This is a genomic window from Bradyrhizobium sp. USDA 4341, assembly GCF_054063755.1.
The window spans coordinates 9,010,470-9,028,567 of sequence record NZ_JBSSGO010000002.1 but is presented as its reverse complement, the minus strand read 5'-3'; the positions used below and the strand labels follow the sequence as shown (position 1 = coordinate 9,028,567).

Sequence of the window (18,098 nt, the reverse complement as noted above, 5' to 3'; positions counted from 1 at the left end):
CCGGGTGAGGGGGAGCCTCCGCAAATCCAGCTGTTACCGAAGTATGCGGCAGCAGCCCCTCACCCCAACCCTCTCCCCGTAAGAACGGGGCGAGGGAGCGCAGCGCCGTCGTGGCCGGTACTCAACCTGACTTCATCATGCGCTACATCCCGCTCAGGCCGCTGTCGACCGCGAGCGTCTGCGCGGTGACGTAGACGCTCTCATCCGACATGAAGAACAGCACGGCATAGGCGATCTCCCACGCCGTTGCCTGGCGACCGAACGGAACCTGGCTCTTGCCGCGCGACGGCCGGCCCGCACCGGCCTCGCGGCCGTTCGGCGTGTCGACCAGCCCGGGATAAACCAGATTGGCGCGGATGCCGCGCCGGGCGCCGGTATGCGCGATGTTGCGCATCAGGCCGCCGAGCGCCGCCTTGGAGGAATCATAGACCGCCATCTGCGATCCCGCCTTCAGCGCCGCGATCGACGAGATGAAGACGATCGAGCCGCCATCTTCGAATTTCGGCAGAGCCGCGCGGCAGCACAGCATCGGGCCGCGGACATTGACGTCGTAGATCCTGTTCCATTCTTCCGCGCTGACATTGTCGAGCCCGGTCTTGCCGAAGGTGCCGATGTTCAGCACCATGCCGTCGAGCCCGCCCATCGCGTGGTGCGCCTCGGCGATCATCCTGACGACATCGGCCTCCTTGGTGACGTCGGCAGCGATCGCGAAAGCACGGCCGCCGTCAGCCGCGATGCGCGCGACCGTATCCTCGGCAGAGGCGCGATTGAGATCGGCAACCGCGACATGGGCGCCTTCGCGCGCGAACAGCAGGCTCATGGCGCGGCCATTGCCGATCGGATCGGTCGCGGCATCGAACACGCGCTGGCCGCCGCCGACCACCAGGATGCGGCGGCCGTTGAGGCGTCCCCTACCCGGCGCAATGCCCGAGGACTCCGCGCTCAGCGGACGGACATAGCGCTCCGGCTTGGTGTCTTGCTTGGCCTCTTGCGAAGTCTCCGACATCCCATCAACCCCGCTTCTTGCCGCCCTCATAGACGGCCATGCCGGCGGCCGGATCGAGATCGGTCTCGGTCGCCTCCGTCAGCCGCGCCATCATCATGTAGAAGCCGAGCGTGACGATCGCCTCGACGGTCTCCTGATCGCTGAAATGCTGGCGCATGCCGGCGAAAGCCGCCTCGCCGACGCGGACCTTCTCGACCACCTCGCGGCCGAAGCCAAGCAGCGCCCGCTCGGCCGCATTGAGCGCGGCATCGTCGTACTTGCCGCGCTCGACGGCATCGATCTGCGCCTGGGTGACGCCGACGCCGAGCGCGATCGGCACGTGCTGCCGCCACTCGTAGGCGCCGCCCTCGAGCTGCGCGGCCTGCAAGATCAGGAGCTCGCGGTTGACCGCCGACAGCTTCTGCTTGTGCAGGATCGAATTGCCGAGCCGCATCAGGGGCATCGCATTGGCTTCCGCATGGGCCATCATGCGGAAGATGTTGAGCTTGACCGACATGCGGTCGAATGCCGCACGGATATCTCCGCTGGTCGTCTCCGGATCAATCAGGGGCAGCCTTGCCACGCGTCTCTCCCTTTTTTCGTTGTTTCTTGTCCGAGATGTCTGCGTCCTTTGCCGCAATCAGCGACAGGAAGAACGCGAGATAGCGGTCGATCGCCTCGATCACCTTCGGTCGCGGCGATGCCTGCGCGCCCATCACATAATGTTCGAGCCTGACATAAATCAGGCCGGCCGCGAACAGCCGCGCCGCCTCGCGCGGGTCTGTGGTCGTGATCAGTCCGGCGAGCGCAAAGCCGCGGAAGTAGTCCGTCATCAGGTTCTGTTCGCGCGCATAGAAATGGTCGGCGAACTTGGCGCGGATGCCGGGCACACGGTTGCGTTCGGCGGTGATGACCTTCTGGAACTGATGCTCGCGCGGATCCGACCATTGTTCGACGAGGTCGAGCGCGAACTGGCGGCAGAACGCCGCCGGCTGCCGCGCGAGCTGCCGGTAGCGCGGCGCCTCGAGCCGGTCGGCCGAACTCGCCGGACCGTGCTCGCTGACGATCGCTTCGAGGATCGCGGCCTTGCCGGGGAAATGATTGTAGAGGCTGCTCTCGCGGATGCCGACGCGGCGCGCGAGCTCGCGCATCGACGCGCCGCCATAGCCGCTTTGCGCGAACAGGCTGAGCGCCTCGCTGAGGATACGCTCGCGGGTGGATGTCACGACCGCCTCGGCCGCGCTGGATGTGGAAGCCGCCATGGCGCCTTGACTAACGAACGATCGTTCGCTAGTCAACCGTACGAACGATCGTTCGTCTGCACGGCGGCGGTCGCGGCCCGCAAGCCGCGCAGGCGGCGGGCGACGTATTCGCGTTTCAACTCCGCCCGAAGAGGCGGGGAGCAATCTGGGGAGATTCCGTCATGGCGCGCCTCGTCCGCTCTCATTTGCGCGCGGCCCTTTTCCTGCTGCCGCTGATCGCCGCCGGCACCGTCCATGCCGAGAGCGCGAAATATGACTCAGGCGCCGACGACAAGACGATCAAGATCGGAACCACCGCGCCGCTGTCCGGCCCCGTCTCGGCCTTCGCGCAAATCGCGAAATCCGCGGAGGCCTATTTCCGCAAGGTGAATGACGAGGGCGGCATCAACGGCCGGCGTATCCAGATGATGATCGCCGACGACGCCTACAGCCCGCCCAAAACGGTGGAGCAGACCCGCCGCCTGGTCGAGAGCGACGAGGTGCTGTTGATCTTCGGCGGCGTCGGCACGCCGACCAACAGCGCCGTGCACAAATATCTCAACGACAGGAGGGTGCCGCAGCTCTTCCTCGGCTCGGGTGCGGCGAAGTGGGACGATCCGAAGAATTTTCCGTGGACCGTCGGCTGGCAGCCGACCTATCGCGACGAGGCGATCGCCTACGCCAAATACATCAAGGCGAGCCACCCGAACGCCAAGGTCGGTGTGCTCTATCAGAACGATGACCTCGGCAAGGACTATCTAAGAGCGCTGGAGGAAGGCCTCGGCAGCACCGAAGCCATCGTGGCGCGAGCGGCCTACGAGACCACCGCCCCCACCGTCGATACGCAGATCCTGCTGCTCAAGAGCAGCGGCGCCGACGTCGTGCTGGTCGCGGCGACGCCGAAATTCGCGGCGCAGGCGATCCGCAAGATCGGCGAGATCGGGTGGAAGCCGACCACCATCATCTCCAACGTCTCGGCCTCGATCAGCGGCGTGCTCGAACCCGCCGGAAAGGACAATTCCACCGGCGTGATCTCGAGCCAGTACCTGAAGGACTCGACCGATCCGGCGCTGAAGGACGACGCCGGCTACAAGGAATGGGTCGCCTTCATGGACAAATATCTGCCCGACGCCAACAAGAGCGACTGGCTCAATGTCTACGGCTACACCATCGCGCAGACGCTGGTCGCAGTACTGAAAGCCGCCGGCAACGACCTTACCCGCGCCAATGTGATGAAGCAGGCGACCAGTATCAGGGATCTGCATCTGCCGATGCTGATCGACGGCACGGCGGTCGGCAACTCGCCGGAGCGGTATACGCCGATGACCAGCCTGCAACTGATCCGCTACGACGGCACGCGCTGGGTGCCGTTCGGCGACCTCATCAAGAACTGAGCACCGCATGCGCCAGATCACGATCGGCAGCATGCGGATCGACCGGCTGGTCGAAATCCCCTCGCTCGCCTTCGACACGACATGGCTGTTCGCCAATGTCACGGACGAGGTGATCGCCGCGAACCGAAGCTGGCTCGATCACCGCTATATCGAGCCGGAGACCGGCCGCTTCATCCTGAGCCACCACTCTTATCTGGTGCGCACGCCGCGCTGGACGGCTGTCGTCGACACCTGCTGCGGCAATCACAAGCCACGTCCGCGCGTGCCGGCCTGGAACAATCTCAACCAGCCCTATCTGGAAAACATGGCCGCGCTCGGCGTGCGGCCCGAACAGGTCGACTTCGTGATGTGCACGCATCTGCATGTCGACCATGTCGGCTGGAACACGCGGCTGATCAACGGGCGCTGGGTGCCGACCTTTCCGAAAGCACGCTACCTGATGGGCCGCGCCGAGTTCCGGCACTGGGAGGCCGCGCACCGGGCGAACCCGCCAACGCCGGTCAATCACGGCTCGTTCGAGGATTCGGTGCTGCCCGTCGTCGCGGCCGGCCAAGCCGAATTCGTCGAGACCGATCACCTGCTGTTCGACGACCGCGACGCGGGCCTGCGCTTTGCGCCGGCGCCGGGCCACACCGCCGGCAACATGCAGATCCATCTCAACGGCCGTGGCGACCATGCCGTGATGTCAGGCGACGTGATCCATCATCCGATCCAGTGCGCGGAGCCGTGGCTGTCGAATGCCGCCGATGTCGATCCCGCGGCGGCGCTCGCCACCCGCGTGACGCTGCTGGAGGAATTGGCGGATACGCCGAGCTATCTGCTGACCGGGCACTTCCCCGCCCCGACCGCAGGCCGCGTGGTCAGGCATGGCGCGGCCTTCAGGTTCAGGTTCGAGGATTGAGCACGGGTACTCATGAACCCGCACAGCCTAGAGCATTTTCGGTTCTGATTGAATCAGAACCGAAGCTCTAGATTCTTGTTTTGACGCGTTTTCTTCACGCGAACCGGTGTCCACTTCGCTCGAAAACGCGCTAAGCCGCTGCGCCTCCGTTAGCGGCGCATACCGGGAACCACATCAGATGCCCAGGTAGAGCCAACAGCACCACCCCCTTCTGACGGTGCGACTAGCTCCGTGTGCGGTCTTGCCGCCCGCGGAGCGATTCCAAGCCTGCAATCGACCCCGGCTCAAAGGGTTTGGCCATCTGACGTCGGGCAACGGCGAGTGACCGCTCAAAATGAGCTTTGGCTTGCGGGACGTTCGGCGGTTCAAGGGCCAGCGTCACCTCTCCGGCTATGCGGTGGGCTTCCGCCTCCTGCCAAGCCTCGCCGCTTTCCCTGACTTTCAGCAAAGCGTCTTCGGTGCATCGCCGTGCATCATCAAGCCGTCCGATCCGCGCAAATGCCGCACCCAAAATGCTGAGATACCAAGGAGCGTACGCTGTTGCGCCGGTGGATCGCATCGCCGAAATACCTGCCTCAATCATCTCTGCGGCAGCGCGGTCCTGTCCCTCGAGTGAGAGCACCCGGCCGCGCAACAGGACGCCATAGGAATTCCAGAACACGGATCCCTTGTCGCCTGCCAGCCGTATGAGTTCGTCAGCGAGCCCGGCTGCCGCGGCGAGCTCACCCCTGTAGATCAGCGTAAGCGACACGTGAGAGAGCGCATACATCAACGTAGCGGCATGGCCGAACTCGCGGGCTTCGCGGAGCGCGCGTTCCGCGTCAGCCGCCGCGGCCTCGCTGCGACCAAGCGCCCACTGCGAAAAGGCTCGCCATGACAACGCAGACACAAGAACATCATGGCCAAATCGCATCGCGAGCGGGCGGTGCTCGACGCCATCATACAGGGCAACGGCGCGATCGAGTTCGACGGAGCCGACGGCGAGGTCCCCGGCGAGGACCAGGGAAATTCCCATCAATAGATGCCCGATCATGACAGGCGTCTTTTCCTGCCGCTGGCCGGCGAGTGCCTGGAATTGCGCGGCGAGCTCTCGCGTTACATCGGCGCGGAATGACATGCGACTTGCAACCCAGAAGCCATAGAGCACGGCAAACAGCAGCAGAGGATCGTCCGTCGTCTCTCCCAGCTTCTCCGCATGCTCCATCAAGGCGCGGGCCTGATCGAATGCCGCCCGTGTCTCGGCGGCTGCGTGGCCTTTGGTGTGGATCAAGGCATTGGCGAGCTCGATTTGCAGCGTGATCTGCTCGCGGCGCAGCGCCGCGGTCACCGGCAACGCAGCGAGCGAGTTCAGGGCGCGAGCGAGCTGCTCCGCCGCTTCGACCAACGCCGATCGTGAAAGAGAGCGCCGCCCCGCCTTGCTCCACAGGCTGGCGGCCTTTTCGAACAGGCCGGCTTCGGTGCAATGCCGGGCCAGCATTTGCGGCTGGCTATCGGCCAGCTCCGCGAAATCGAGTTCGATCGACTGCGCGAGGGCAGCATGAAGAGCGCGACGCTTCTCACGCAACAGCGTCCCATAGGCAGCTTCCTGGACCAGGGCGTGGTTGAAGAGATAGTTTGCATCGGGTGGCTCGCCCTGGCGAAACAGCAAGCCCGCGCCGACGAGACGAGCAAGCGAATGGCTCAACTCCGGATCGGCCAACGGCACGATCGAGGCCAGCAACGCATGGCTGAATTCGCGGCCGATCACGGCCGCTATTTGCGCTACTTCCTTGGCCGGACCGAGCCGGTCCAGCCGGGCCATTAGCGATGCGTGCAGGGTAGCTGGCACCGAGCTCGCTGCGGCCGGTACCGCTCCGACGATTCCTGCTTCCGTGCCCGCCTCCAGCACCGCTTTGGTCATCTCTTGCACAAACAACGGTACCCCATCGGCACGATCGATGATTTCCTTGCGGATATGCGCAGGAAGGAGCCTTTCTCCGACCACGTCGTTGATGATCGCTTCTGTTTCCTGCGCACTTAGCCGTGCGATCGTCATCGCCGCGACGTGAGATCGCGAGGTCCAGGGCGGCACGAATTCGGTTCTAAATGTTGCAACCAGCAGCACTGGAAGCGCGGTAATTGCGTCAACGAGCCGGCCAAGCAATTCAAGGCTGGTCGGATCGATCCAGTGCAAGTCCTCGAAAACGATAAGGACGGGTCCGGAGCGCGCCAGACTCTGGATTTCCGTTACGATGGCTTCGAGCGTATTTTGACGGCGCTGCGGTGGCGTCAGGTGATGGGCGGGATAGCGGCCGTCATTGGCGAGTTCAAGCAGGTCGGCAAGCAGCGCCTTATGCAAGATGGACGCGGAGCCAAGCATGGCGCCGAGCTTGTCAAGCTTGGCCTCCAGACCATCATCGCGCATGAAGTTCGCGCGCCGCTCCGTCTGCCTGACGATCGGGTAAAGTTCAGTGCTGGTATGCTGTGGAGAGCAGTAGTAGCGCAGCTGTGTTGGCGCGCCTGCGGCGACCTGCTCCAGAATGGCCGTTACCAGCCGTGATTTACCGATGCCCGCCTCACCGGAAACGAGAACGACTTGGCCCTGGCCTGTCCTCGCCTTGGACCAGCTCCGCTGCAACGACGCGCATTCGGACTCACGTGCGATGAGGGCTCCCAGGCCGCGACCATGCAACGCTTCGAAGCGGCCATCGATCGCATTCCTGCCGTCGACGGCCCAGGCCTGGACCGGGCCGGCGAGGCCCTTGAGATGTTGTGCCCCGAGGCTGGTCAGCAGGAACAGGTCACCGACCAATCGCCGCGTCGCGTCGGCGATCACAACCATTCCGGGCCCGGCCACCGCCTGCAGGCGCGCCGCTAGGTTGGGAGTTTCGCCGACGACCCCGCGCTCTTGCGCCTCTCCGGACCCGACAATATCCCCAACAACGACCAGCCCCGTTGCGATCCCGACGCGCACCTCCAACCGACCCGGCGCCGCCGTATCGAGTTTCGCGACCGCGTCAACCAGGGCAAGTGCGGCCTGCACGGCGTGTTCGGCATCATGCTCGTGGGCATGTGGGTAGCCGAAATAGACCAGCACGCCATCGCCCATATATTTCGCGACGAACCCGCCGTTTTGTTCGATGACTGCTGCGCAGGTCCGGTGGTATGCGCCGATAATCTTCCGCAAATCCTCCGGATCGAGCTGCGTGGATAGCGCCGTCGAGCCGACGAGATCGCAGAACATGACGGTCAACTGGCGCCGCTCGGCGGCATCGATGGGTTCCGGCGAGGCGGCAGGGGATACGGGGCTCCCAGGGACGTGGAGTTCGCGAATCGCACGCAGCATCTTCTTGCGATCGCCAAGGACGACGCCGAGCTCCCTGAGGTCTTGATCGTTCAGATCCCCCAAGACGGTGAGATCGATGCGATTGTCAAGAAACCGCTGGGCGTAGGCAGGCATGCCCAACTTCTCAAGCCATTCTTCGATGCGCTGCATTCGATCCTCAACCCGCGACGCAGTTTGGCTTGGCGTTGCGGGGGGATCAAGCGGGGAGTGACGAAAGGCAAGTTGAGACTATCAGCGAGGGAAGCCCACCGCTGCTCCCGCGAAGCCACTGCTGGTTACGAGACTTCTGCCTTGGGGCCGCGAGTGGAAGGCGATCGCCCGGGAGGCCGGGATCGAGGTCAAATAGCGGGGTTCAGCCATGCGGTTCCGCGCTTGAATCCGCCTCCACGGGCGGGCATAAGGGCTGCCATCTCCCTTAAAAAGCGCCCGTAGCCCAAGGATTTGAGAAGGATTTACGATGCCCGCCTATCGCTCCCGCACAACCACCCACGGCCGCAACATGGCGGGTGCTCGCGGCCTGTGGCGCGCCACCGGCATGAAGAACGAGGATTTCGGCAAGCCGATCATCGCGGTGGTCAACTCCTTCACCCAGTTCGTGCCCGGCCACGTCCATCTGCAGAATCTCGGCCAGCTCGTCGCACGCGAGATCGAGAAGGCCGGCGGCGTCGCCAAGGAATTCAACACCATTGCGGTCGATGACGGCATCGCGATGGGCCATGACGGCATGCTCTACAGCCTCCCCTCGCGCGAATTGATCGCCGACAGCGTCGAGTACATGGTCAACGCGCATTGCGCCGACGCGATGGTCTGCATCTCCAACTGCGACAAGATCACCCCCGGCATGCTGATGGCGACGCTGCGCCTGAACATCCCGACGGTGTTCGTCTCGGGCGGCCCGATGGAATCCGGCAAGATCCTGCTCAAGGGCAAGAAGCGGGCGGTCGACCTGATCGATGCGATGGTGGCCGCCGCCGACTCCAACGTGTCGGACGAAGAGGTCGAGGTGATCGAGCGCTCGGCCTGCCCGACCTGCGGCTCCTGCTCCGGCATGTTCACCGCGAATTCGATGAACTGCCTGACCGAGGCGCTCGGCCTCGCGCTGCCCGGCAACGGCTCGGTGCTGGCGACGCATGCCGACCGCAAGAGCCTGTTCGTCGAGGCCGGCCATCTGATCGTCGATCTCGCCCGCCGCTACTATGAGCAGGACGACGCCAAGGTGCTGCCGCGCAACATCGCGAACTTCAAGTCGTTCGAGAATGCGATGACGCTCGACATCGCGATGGGCGGCTCCACCAACACCGTGCTGCATCTGCTCGCCGCCGCGCGCGAGGGCGAGGTGCCGTTCACGATGGCCGACATCGACCGGCTGTCGCGCAAGGTGCCGGTGCTGTGCAAGGTCGCGCCCTCGGTGCAGGACGTTCACATGGAGGACGTGCATCACGCCGGCGGCATCATGGCGATCCTCGGCGAGCTCGACCGCGCCAAACTGCTCACGACCGACGGACCGACCGTGCACGCCGCGACGCTGGACGACGCGCTGAACCGCTGGGACGTGGTGCGGACCACGAGCGACAAGGTGCGCAATTTCTACCGCGCCGCGCCGGGCGGTGTGCCGACCCAGGAAGCCTTCAGCCAGGACCGCCGGTTCGACGACGTCGATGTCGATCGCGCCGAGGGCGTCATCCGCAACGCCGAGCACGCCTATTCCAAGGACGGCGGCCTCGCCGTGCTGTTCGGCAACCTCGCCGAGGACGGCTGCATCGTGAAGACCGCCGGCGTCGATCAGAGCATCCTGAAGTTCTCCGGCCCGGCCCGCATCTTCGAGAGCCAGGACGCCTCGGTCGATGCCATCCTCGGCAACAAGGTCAAGGCCGGCGATGTCGTGCTGATCCGCTATGAAGGTCCGCGCGGTGGCCCGGGCATGCAGGAGATGCTCTATCCGACCAGCTATCTGAAGTCGAAGGGGCTCGGAAAGGCCTGCGCGCTGATCACCGACGGCCGCTTCTCCGGCGGATCGTCCGGCCTGTCGATCGGCCACGTCTCGCCGGAAGCCGCCGAAGGCGGCCTGATCGGCCTAGTCGAGGAAGGTGACATAATCGAGTTCGACATCCCGAACCGCAAGGTCAACCTCAAGGTCGACGATGCCGAGCTCAAGCGCCGCCGCGCGGCGATGGAAGCCAAGGGCAACGCGGCCTGGAAGCCGGCGGCGCCCCGCAAGCGCGCCGTCTCGACCGCGCTGAAGGCCTACGCGGCGTTCGCAAGCAGCGCAGCGAAGGGTGCCGTGCGCATCCTGCCGGAGTAGTCGGACCAAGCGTTTTCGAGCGAAGCGGATACCGGTTCGCGTAAACAAAACGCCTCAAAACAAAAATCCAGAGCCCCGTTCCGATTCGATCGGAACGGGGCTTTGGACGGGTCAGGTCACTTGCAAGTCCGCCGCTTCGATCCGGATGCGGTCGGCGTGCAATGACCAGTCGCAGAGCGCCTGTTCCTGACAGAATATGAGCTTGGCCATCTCGGTGGCCTGGCCTTCGCTCGAGGCGTCGACCTCGAGTTCGCCCTGGCAAACCTCGCGCTGGCGGCCGTTGCCGCCGAGCACGTCCTTCATGAACTGAACGACGAAGCGTGACATGGAAACCCTCCCTGCTGCGCCGGCAGAGCCCGGGGGTACCACGTTAGCACTAACGCGAAATGGTGTTGAGTTAATTCAGCGCGCGAATGCGGCGCTTCGCAGCGGTGGGGAAACTACGCGCCGGCCTGCGGCAGGCTGGCGGCAGCGATCGCGACGATCTGCGCAATGCGGCGGCCGATCCTGGCGGGCGCGCTGCGGAGCAGTGACTGGACCTGTCGCATGAACTTCTTCCTTCCGTGCCCGGAACGGGCGGACACAAAGGGAAAATGGCGATTTCAGGCTAAGTCGTCGATATCTCAGGGAAAATAACAACGGATGCGTCGTGAGATGGCGCCTTGGCAGTGGGTTTATTGCCTCGATCGAGGCTACGACGAAGGAGATTTTCTCCGGTGTTTTTGCGCGCGCGACAACACTCGCACGACCGGCCATTTGCGTGAGGCACGCACTGGCGGAACGGTTCGCTCCGCCCTTGCGATATCCCCGCAAGGCCGGGCCGCTTGCACGATTTCTGAATATTGGAAATTTACCCCTGAGTTGCCCGACGCGTCAAGTTGCCTGGTCGAACCGCCGGCTTCTTTGCATGGGGTTGTTTTCGATATTTTGGCCGCGCGCAGCCGCGGCCCCCCGCAAGGGGAGGCCTGACCAGCCTGCTCACCTCACCTGGCTGACTTCACCGTTGACAGCAGTGATCGTCGACCTACCCCGGCATAAACCCGAACGCCTTTTCGAATCGCCTGGCGTAAACCGGCCAGACCTCGGGATTGATGATGCGCGGCGGACGCTTGCCGTCCAGCGCATCGAGGATCTGCTCGGCGGCGATCCGGCCCATGTTGACGCGCGCTTCGCGGGTGACACCGGCGGTGTGCGGGCTCGCCAGCACGTTGTCGAACCGCAAGAGCGGATGATCCGGCGGCGGCGGTTCCTTGGCCCAGACGTCGAGGCCGGCACCGGCGATGCGCTTCTCTCGCAATGCCTCTTCCAATGCCTTCTCGTCATGGATGAAGCCGCGCGCGGTGGTGACGAAATAGGCGTGCGGCTGCATCAGCGCGAATTCGCGCGCGCCGATCATGCCTCGGCTCTTGCTGTCCAGCGGACAGGAGATCGAGACGAAATCCGCGCGGCGCAGGAGATCGTCGAGCTCGATCTTCTCCCCGCCCCGCTTCGCCATCTCCTCCGCCGTGAGATAGGGATCGTAGGCGATCACCTTCATGTGCAAGAGGCCCGTGCACAGCTCGGCGATGCGGCGGCCGACATTGCCGAGACCGACGATGCCGACGGTCTTCTCGTTCAGCTCGTTGCCGATCAGGTCGTTGCGGTTGACGTTGGCCTCGCGCCGCAACCGGCGATCGGACTGAATGATGCGTTTTGACAAAGTCAGCATCATGCCGAGCGCGTGCTCGGCGACCGAGTTGGCGTTGCCGCCGGACTGGTTGACCACCAGTACGCCGGCCTTCGTGCAGGCATCGACGTCGACGGGATCGAATCCGGCACCGTTTGAGGACACGATCAACAGGTTCGGCGCGCGTTTCAACAGCTCCGCATGGGCATGGAAGTGCGGCGCCAGCTCATCGCGGGCGGCGCCGATCTGGTAGGCATGCGCATCGGCGAGAACCGGCGCGAACTGCGCCTCCGGCGTCTCATTCTCGAGACGGTCGAGCCGGACATCCGGCCGCCTCTTCAGGATGTCGACGTAGATCTCGTGGGCGAGGTATTTGACGTAGAACACGCGCTTGTTGTTGACGGTCATGTCTTCGAGCAGCTTTCAGTTTGGGAAGCCATAGAGTCGTGCGGGATTGTCGACCAGGATGCGGTGGCGGGTCGCGGCGTCCGGCGTCCATTCCTGGAACAGCGTCAGCAGATGACCGGCGTCGGGCATCTCGCCCTCGACGCGCGGATGCGGCCAGTCGCCGCCCCACACCAGCTGTTCGGAGTTGGCTGATACCAGCGCCTCGTGGAACGGCCGCGCATCCGGATAATCCGGCGCGTTAAGGCTCAGGCGATGCGCGCCTGAGAGCTTGGCCCAGCACCAGCCCTCCCCGACCGCGCGCAGCAGGCTCTGGAAGCCCGCGGTGTTGATGCCGGCGGCAGCATCGGTGCGGCCCATATGGTCGACCACGACCGGCAGGCCCAGCGCCTTCAGCGTCGGGATCGTGTCAGGCAGATCCTTGACGTCGATCCAGAGCTGCAGATGCCAGCCGAGCTCGGCCATCACGGCCGCGTGCGTCTCGGCGACATCGAGGGGGATGCCGCCGCGATAGTGCAACTGCCCGCCGCGGAAGAAATGGTTGAAGCGCAAGCCGCGCACACCGAGCACATGCCATTGCCGCAGCGTGCCCGCCGCCACATCGGCATCGGCCACCGCGACGCCGCGCAGCCGCGCCGGCTCGCGCTGCAACGCATCCAGCATCGCCGAATTGTCGTGGCCATGCGCGCTGCCCTGCACCAGCACGCCGCGGCTGAAACCCAGCGCATCGAGCATGCCGAGATAGGTCGCGAGCGGCGCGTCCGGCGGCGTGTAGCTGCGATCGGCGGCATAGGGAAAACGGTCCGCCGGGCCGAACACATGCGCATGCGTATCGCAGGCCTTTGGCGGCAGCTTCTCTCGCGGCGGCGTCACCGGACGCGGCGGCAGGCAGGCGGGAATCTCGGACGCAGCCATCGACTTACTCCGCCTTCATGCCGGCGGCCTTGATGATCGGCCCCCATTTGTCGTAGTCGGCCTTGATCTTGGCCGCGAACTGGTCCGGCGTGGAGCCGATCGGGATGGCGCCGAGCTTGCCGAGACGCTCCTTCACGGCATCCGTATTCACGGCCGCGACGAAATCATGCGAAATCTTCGCAACGAGATCGGCGGGCATGTTGCCGGGCCCGAGCAGGCCCCACCATACCTCGGTGTCATAGCCCGGCACAGCTTCCGACATGCTGGGCACATCTGATAGAAACGGCGCGCGCGAGCCCGTCGTCACCGCCAGCGCGCGGACCGTGCCGGCCTGCAACTGCCCGATCGATTCCGGGCCGTTGTTGAACGACATCGGAATTTGTCCGCCAAGCAGGTCGTTGATCGCCGGCGCGCCACCCTTGTAGGGGATCGCATTGAGATCGATCTTGGCAAGGCTGTTAAGCAGCTCACCGGCCAGATGGGTCGAGGTGCCGTTGCCGGCATGGGCAAAGGACAGGCTGCCAGGCTTCGCCTTCGCCGCGGCGATGACGTCACTGACCGATTTGAACGGTGAGTCCGCGCGCACCAGCAGCACATTCGGCGATGACGCGAGCAGCGAAATCGGCGAAAAATCCTTGAACGTGTCGTAGGGCAGTTTTGGATAGAGGAACGGATTGGTGGCGTGGCCGCTCGCGACCATGATCAGGTTATAGCCGTCGGGCGCGGAGCTTGCGATCGCCTGCGAGGCGATCACCCCGCCGGCGCCCGGCCGGTTCTCGACCACGATCGACTGCGTCCAGGTTTTCGACACGGCTTCAGCCAGCGTCCGCGTCAGCACGTCGACGCCGCCGCCCGGCGGATATGGGACGAGAATATGAACGGCCTTTGCCGGGTATGGCTGCGCGGACGCAAGGCCGGCCACAACCATGGCCGTTGCCGCAATGGCGGTCCGCCAGACCCATCCGGTCATCGACGCCTCCCGTCCCTTGATCGTTCCGTCCCTTGATCGTTACCGCCTGTATCGCACGCCGGTTCGGCACTACGATGGCCCAATTCTGCAGATCGCGTTGCGACCGCGACATGTTGACAATCACATGCACCGCGTCAAGTTTCATGGCGCAAGCGATCATCAGCGTCGCGCGAGAGGGAGAACAGGATGGCGGCCGCGGAACAAGCCTCGTCCCAGAAGACGGCGACCACCTGGCACGGCATCGTGCTGCAGACGCTGAAGCGGAACGAGATCAAGCTGGTGCCCTATGTGCCCGACCGGGTGCTGACCACGCTGATCAAGGACCTGCACGCCGATCCGTATTTCACGACGTTTCCGACCGCGCGCGAGGAAGAGGCCGTCGGCATCGTTTCCGGCGCCTGGATGGCGGGCACGCGTGGCGCGGTGCTGATGCAGACCTCCGGCTTTGCCACGCTTGCCAACGTGCTGGCCTCGCTCGCGGTGCCCTACCAGATCCCGCTGATCATGTTCGTCTCCGAGCGCGGCACGCTCGGCGAGTTCAATTACGGCCAGGCGCTGGTCTGCCGCACCATGCGCCCGGTGCTGGATTCGCTGGCGATGGAACATCACACCATCACCCGGCTCGACGAGCTCGAATTCATCGCCGACCGCTCGATCAAGCAGGCCGTCACCACCCAAGCGCCGGTGGCGCTGATCCTCTCGCCGCTACTGACCGGCGGCAAGACGTTCGACAAGTGAGATCAGCCATGACCAGCACACACGCGCGCAACACCAAGGTGATGAACCGCTTCGATCTCACCCAGCGCCTCGTCGCCGGGCTGAAGGACGAGGCCGTGATCGGCGGCATCGGCAACACCAACTTTGACCTTTGGGCCGCCGGCCATCGCCCCGAGAATTTCTACATGCTGGGCAGTATGGGACTTGCGTTTCCGATCGCGCTCGGCGTCGCACTGGCGCAGCCCAAGCGCCGCGTGTTCGCACTCGAAGGCGACGGCTCGCTGCTGATGCAGCTCGGCTGCCTCTCGACCATCGCGACGCTGGCGCCTGGTAACCTGACCATGGTGGTGATGGACAACGGCATCTACCAGATCACCGGTAGCCAGCCGACGCCGGCCGCGGGCCATACCGACATCGTCGCGGTCGCGCTCGCCAGCGGGATCGCGAACAGCTCCTGGGCCGCCGACGAGGACGATTTCGAGCGGCTGATCGAGCAGTCGAAACAGGCCTCCGTCCCAATCCTGATCGGCGTCCGCATCGACGACAAGCCCGGCACCGGCACCACCCGCCGCGACCCCGTGCAGATCCGCGAGCGCTTCATGCACGGGATGGGGGTCAGGCAATTGCTGTGAGGCTCCGCAAAGCTCAGCGCACAAGCTGAAGACGGCCCGCTAATCCGCAAGACCGACCATGCGGTGGAAAGTCGAACCAGCACGCTGGCTCGTGATTTACCCAAAAACAACCTATGCTAGCATTTTATTGGTGCGCGCGAGGGAAATTGCGGCAATGTGCTGACAACTTTGGCCGGCACTCCATGGCTCGCCGCCTCAGCTAGCGTAGGTTTGTCCGTCATGCTCGCACTATTGACACTACCCATCGAGCTGCTGCGCATCGCCTACTATGCGCTGAAAGGCCTCATCGACGCACTGCGGGCACGTAACCGATTGCGGTGCGAGTTCACTGTTCTGATTGACGCGCCGCGTGAGGCCGTGTGGCGCTTCAATATTGCGGACCGTATGGTGTTCGATGGGCCGCCGATCATGGAGATATCGCGCAAGCCCGTGCCCGACAGCGCTGATCTTTGGCTGACAAGCGCCACCGTGAGCGGCCAGGTTCGGGCGCGGAACGTCTCGCGCGAGCTCGAGCGCGACGAGGAAAAAGGGATCATCCGGGGACGAATCGTGGCACACCCGCTCTCCATTCCACCGGAAGGCGGCCGCGATACCGTAGCCGAGCTCACGATCGAGGCGACGTCCGCGGGAACGAAGCTCAGCGTATCCAATGAATTGACCCCGCACGTCTTTCGCGACCGTATCAACTACCCGATCGGCCTGCGCCGTATGGCAAATCTGATCAAGCAGCAATGCGAGAAAGAAGCCGGCACCTCCAATCGTCTCTCCACGGTCGGCAACAACGGATGGCTGCTGTCGATCGTGGCCCTGCTCAGCTTCTGGTACCTCGTGGGGTGGAAGGCGGCGCTGCTCCTGACCGTGGTCGTCGTCCTGCACGAAGCCGGTCACGCCGCGGCGATGCTGATGGCGGGTGTCGGCGTACGCGGCATCTACCTCGTACCCCTCTTTGGCGGGATGGCCGTTCCCAAGACGACCTATCGGACGGAGGGCCGGCTCGGCTTCATCGCGCTGATGGGCCCGGGCCTGAGCCTCATTCCGACACTCGGCCTGTTCGCCGCTTATCAGGCTACCGGCCAACTCTATCTTGGAAAGGTGGCTGAGCTATTCGCTGTTGTGAACGCAAGCAACCTGCTGCCGATCTATCCCCTCGATGGCGGCCTGATCCTCAATGCGCTCGTCGGCTCGGTGAATCGGAGGTCCGCGTTGATCGTGGGCTGGATCGGAATCCTGATCGGCATCGCGCTCGCCGTCTACCTACAGTCACTCCTGATGGGGATTCCCTTCATGTTGTTCGCTCTGCAGCGCTACCTCAGCGGGGGCCGGACCATGGAGCTCGAACGGCTGACCCTGCACGATGGGGTCATGCTGGCAATTGCCTCAATCGCAACCTTCGCCCTTTACATTCTCGTCTTGAAAGCGACGTGGTCGCTTCCAACCGTCCTCCTTTGACGCCGCGACTAGTCGCAGCATGATCGCCGCTCAATTCATCCGCAACTCGGTAATGTGCCGCGGATCCGGTGCGAGCTCACCGCGCTCGACGCGCTTGACGATGTCGGTCAGCGCGGCGTTGGCATTGCAGGCGAGGCCGAGCTTCTCGCCCTCGCGCACCACAAAGCCGTTGAGGAATTCGATCTCGGTGCGGCGACCCTTCTGCATGTCCTGGCCCATCGATGGGCGCTGCGCCGATGAGGTGCGCTTACTATCCTTGAAGCGCTGCTCGTCGCAGGCGCGCGTCGCGGTCTCGTCGCCCTCGCCGGCACGCGCGATCGTCTCCGGCGGCAGATGCAGGATCTCTTCCAGCTGATAGCCCTGCGCCTGGCCGACGCGGATCGCCTCGCTGCCGAGCCGCGTCGAGAAGCGGCGCAGCGGTTCGCTTTGCAGCACCTCGCCGCCCGCTAGACCCGTGCAGGCCGACAGCCCGTTTCCCATCACGTTGGCGACGAGCTTCGACCAGCGCTCGCCCCAGAGATTAGAGGTCACCTTGGCGCTGTCGGAGAAGCCGACCAGCCGGCACACCTCCTTTGCCCGCGCGGTGATGCGGCCATGCACCTCGCCCGCGCGAAACACTGTGTGAGCCGCGCCACCCTTGCCGGCTCCGCGGTGGATGTGGCCGGGCTCGGGCAGGTTGACGGTGATGCTACTCGCGATGCAGCCGAGCGTCTTGCCCCAGCCGACGACGCCGGCGATGGTTTCCTCGTTCATGCAGTTCTGCAGCGAGACGACGTAACCGTCCGGCGCCAGATATTGCCGGATCAGCATGGTCGCCCAGGCAGTGTCGTACGACTTCATGCAGACGAACGCGATATCGACCGGCCTCTCTTTCGCCAGTTGCTGCGCGTCGGTGACATCAAGCGCGCGCACCGGCACCGAGAATTCCGCAACATCCATCGCGTGCGTGACGCGCAATCCGTGCTTGCGCATGTGCTCGACATGCTCGGGCCAGGGATCGATGAAGGTGACGTCCTCACCCGCCTGCACCATATGCGCACCGGCATAGCCGCCGACCGCACCCGCGCCGACGATCGCGATCTTCCGACCCATGTTTCCACCCTGCTCTTGATTGAGGCGGCCGCTGGCTGCGTCCGCTTGTTGCGGACCAGTCTAGGGGATCGGGCCGGCAGGCCAACCAGGCACCTCATGAAAAA

General features: G+C 64.5%; 15 protein-coding genes. 6 read left to right on the top strand and 9 right to left on the bottom strand.

From position 1 onward, the window contains the following. Nucleotides 1-142: 142 nt before the first annotated feature. Genes ACVIGB_RS47935 through ACVIGB_RS47925 form a run of 3 tightly spaced genes read right to left on the bottom strand, consistent with a single transcriptional unit; the run spans nt 143 to nt 2,247 of the window. Entirely contained in the window at nt 143-1,006 is an 864-nt protein-coding gene (locus tag ACVIGB_RS47935) for an SDR family NAD(P)-dependent oxidoreductase (RefSeq protein WP_456724015.1), read from the bottom strand. Nucleotides 1,007-1,010: 4 nt separating this feature from the next. Beyond that, nucleotides 1,011-1,568 carry a carboxymuconolactone decarboxylase family protein gene (locus ACVIGB_RS47930; RefSeq protein ID WP_456724016.1) on the bottom strand — a complete coding sequence of 186 codons (558 nt, stop codon included), beginning with the start codon at nt 1,566-1,568 and terminating at the stop codon, nt 1,011-1,013. Next, nucleotides 1,546-2,247 carry a TetR/AcrR family transcriptional regulator gene (locus tag ACVIGB_RS47925; protein WP_456724017.1) on the bottom strand — a complete coding sequence of 234 codons (702 nt, stop codon included), beginning with the start codon at nt 2,245-2,247 and terminating at the stop codon, nt 1,546-1,548. The genes ACVIGB_RS47930 and ACVIGB_RS47925 overlap by 23 nt, the downstream gene beginning before the upstream one ends. A gap of 161 nt (nt 2,248-2,408) precedes the next feature. Between ACVIGB_RS47925 and ACVIGB_RS47920 the strand changes: the two genes are divergently transcribed. Together ACVIGB_RS47920 and ACVIGB_RS47915 are read left to right on the top strand one after the other, a co-directional pair. Then, entirely contained in the window at nt 2,409-3,620 is a 1,212-nt protein-coding gene (locus tag ACVIGB_RS47920; RefSeq protein ID WP_456724018.1) for an ABC transporter substrate-binding protein, read from the top strand. 7 nt (nt 3,621-3,627) lie between these two features. Further along, nucleotides 3,628-4,521, top strand: coding sequence for an MBL fold metallo-hydrolase (locus ACVIGB_RS47915; protein WP_456724019.1), 894 nt, complete (start codon nt 3,628-3,630; stop codon nt 4,519-4,521). A 223-nt stretch (nt 4,522-4,744) separates the two neighbouring features. Here ACVIGB_RS47915 and ACVIGB_RS47910 read toward each other — a convergent pair whose 3' ends face one another. Continuing rightward, nucleotides 4,745-7,996, bottom strand: a complete 3,252-nt coding sequence (locus tag ACVIGB_RS47910) for an AAA family ATPase (RefSeq protein ID WP_456724020.1) — start codon at nt 7,994-7,996, stop codon at nt 4,745-4,747. A 307-nt stretch (nt 7,997-8,303) separates the two neighbouring features. Between ACVIGB_RS47910 and ilvD the strand changes: the two genes are divergently transcribed. Further along, nucleotides 8,304-10,148, top strand: a complete 1,845-nt coding sequence (gene ilvD, locus ACVIGB_RS47905) for a dihydroxy-acid dehydratase (RefSeq protein ID WP_456724021.1) — start codon at nt 8,304-8,306, stop codon at nt 10,146-10,148. 111 nt (nt 10,149-10,259) lie between these two features. On the opposite strand, the gene ACVIGB_RS47900 is transcribed toward ilvD, so the two are convergent. The 4 genes from ACVIGB_RS47900 to ACVIGB_RS47885 all read right to left on the bottom strand — a co-directional run bounded on the left by ACVIGB_RS47900 (nt 10,260) and on the right by ACVIGB_RS47885 (nt 14,104). Continuing rightward, the gene (locus tag ACVIGB_RS47900; RefSeq protein ID WP_092125295.1) at nt 10,260-10,475 is read right to left on the bottom strand and encodes a hypothetical protein; all 216 of its coding nucleotides are present in this window, start codon (nt 10,473-10,475) and stop codon (nt 10,260-10,262) included. A 697-nt stretch (nt 10,476-11,172) separates the two neighbouring features. Further along, on the bottom strand, nt 11,173-12,222 hold the full coding sequence (locus ACVIGB_RS47895) for a hydroxyacid dehydrogenase (protein WP_456724022.1): 1,050 nt from the start codon (nt 12,220-12,222) through the stop codon (nt 11,173-11,175). Between the two features lie 15 nt (nt 12,223-12,237). Then, nucleotides 12,238-13,134, bottom strand: a complete 897-nt coding sequence (locus tag ACVIGB_RS47890; RefSeq protein WP_456724023.1) for an amidohydrolase family protein — start codon at nt 13,132-13,134, stop codon at nt 12,238-12,240. Between the two features lie 4 nt (nt 13,135-13,138). After that, the gene (locus tag ACVIGB_RS47885) at nt 13,139-14,104 is read right to left on the bottom strand and encodes a Bug family tripartite tricarboxylate transporter substrate binding protein (protein WP_456724024.1); all 966 of its coding nucleotides are present in this window, start codon (nt 14,102-14,104) and stop codon (nt 13,139-13,141) included. 186 nt (nt 14,105-14,290) lie between these two features. Here ACVIGB_RS47885 and ACVIGB_RS47880 point away from each other — a divergent pair, with 186 nt between their 5' ends. The 3 genes from ACVIGB_RS47880 (at nt 14,291) to ACVIGB_RS47870 (ending at nt 16,902) form a co-directional block, all read left to right on the top strand. Further along, a complete protein-coding gene (locus ACVIGB_RS47880; RefSeq protein WP_050405122.1) occupies nt 14,291-14,842 on the top strand; it encodes a thiamine pyrophosphate-binding protein in 552 nt (183 codons plus the stop codon). An 8-nt stretch (nt 14,843-14,850) separates the two neighbouring features. Continuing rightward, nucleotides 14,851-15,453, top strand: a complete 603-nt coding sequence (locus tag ACVIGB_RS47875; RefSeq protein WP_456724025.1) for a thiamine pyrophosphate-dependent enzyme — start codon at nt 14,851-14,853, stop codon at nt 15,451-15,453. A 219-nt stretch (nt 15,454-15,672) separates the two neighbouring features. After that, a complete protein-coding gene (locus ACVIGB_RS47870) occupies nt 15,673-16,902 on the top strand; it encodes a metalloprotease (RefSeq protein WP_456724026.1) in 1,230 nt (409 codons plus the stop codon). Nucleotides 16,903-16,932: 30 nt separating this feature from the next. On the opposite strand, the gene ACVIGB_RS47865 is transcribed toward ACVIGB_RS47870, so the two are convergent. After that, nucleotides 16,933-17,994, bottom strand: coding sequence for a ketopantoate reductase family protein (locus ACVIGB_RS47865; protein ID WP_456724027.1), 1,062 nt, complete (start codon nt 17,992-17,994; stop codon nt 16,933-16,935). Between the last annotated feature and the right edge of the window lie 104 nt (nt 17,995-18,098).

Bases quoted from the DNA above. Each gene is read 5' to 3' on its own strand.
- ACVIGB_RS47935 (WP_456724015.1), bottom strand. From the start codon at position 1,006: ATGTCGGAGACTTCGCAAGAGGCCAAGCAAGACACCAAGCCGGAGCGC.
- ACVIGB_RS47925 (WP_456724017.1), bottom strand. From the start codon at position 2,247: ATGGCGGCTTCCACATCCAGCGCGGCCGAGGCGGTCGTGACATCCACC.
- ACVIGB_RS47920 (WP_456724018.1), top strand. From the start codon at position 2,409: ATGGCGCGCCTCGTCCGCTCTCATTTGCGCGCGGCCCTTTTCCTGCTG.
- ACVIGB_RS47915 (WP_456724019.1), top strand. From the start codon at position 3,628: ATGCGCCAGATCACGATCGGCAGCATGCGGATCGACCGGCTGGTCGAA.
- ACVIGB_RS47910 (WP_456724020.1), bottom strand. From the start codon at position 7,996: ATGCAGCGCATCGAAGAATGGCTTGAGAAGTTGGGCATGCCTGCCTAC.
- ilvD (WP_456724021.1), top strand. From the start codon at position 8,304: ATGCCCGCCTATCGCTCCCGCACAACCACCCACGGCCGCAACATGGCG.
- ACVIGB_RS47900 (WP_092125295.1), bottom strand. From the start codon at position 10,475: ATGTCACGCTTCGTCGTTCAGTTCATGAAGGACGTGCTCGGCGGCAAC.
- ACVIGB_RS47895 (WP_456724022.1), bottom strand. From the start codon at position 12,222: ATGACCGTCAACAACAAGCGCGTGTTCTACGTCAAATACCTCGCCCAC.
- ACVIGB_RS47890 (WP_456724023.1), bottom strand. From the start codon at position 13,134: ATGGCTGCGTCCGAGATTCCCGCCTGCCTGCCGCCGCGTCCGGTGACG.
- ACVIGB_RS47885 (WP_456724024.1), bottom strand. From the start codon at position 14,104: ATGACCGGATGGGTCTGGCGGACCGCCATTGCGGCAACGGCCATGGTT.
- ACVIGB_RS47880 (WP_050405122.1), top strand. From the start codon at position 14,291: ATGGCGGCCGCGGAACAAGCCTCGTCCCAGAAGACGGCGACCACCTGG.
- ACVIGB_RS47875 (WP_456724025.1), top strand. From the start codon at position 14,851: ATGACCAGCACACACGCGCGCAACACCAAGGTGATGAACCGCTTCGAT.
- ACVIGB_RS47870 (WP_456724026.1), top strand. From the start codon at position 15,673: ATGCTCGCACTATTGACACTACCCATCGAGCTGCTGCGCATCGCCTAC.
- ACVIGB_RS47865 (WP_456724027.1), bottom strand. From the start codon at position 17,994: ATGGGTCGGAAGATCGCGATCGTCGGCGCGGGTGCGGTCGGCGGCTAT.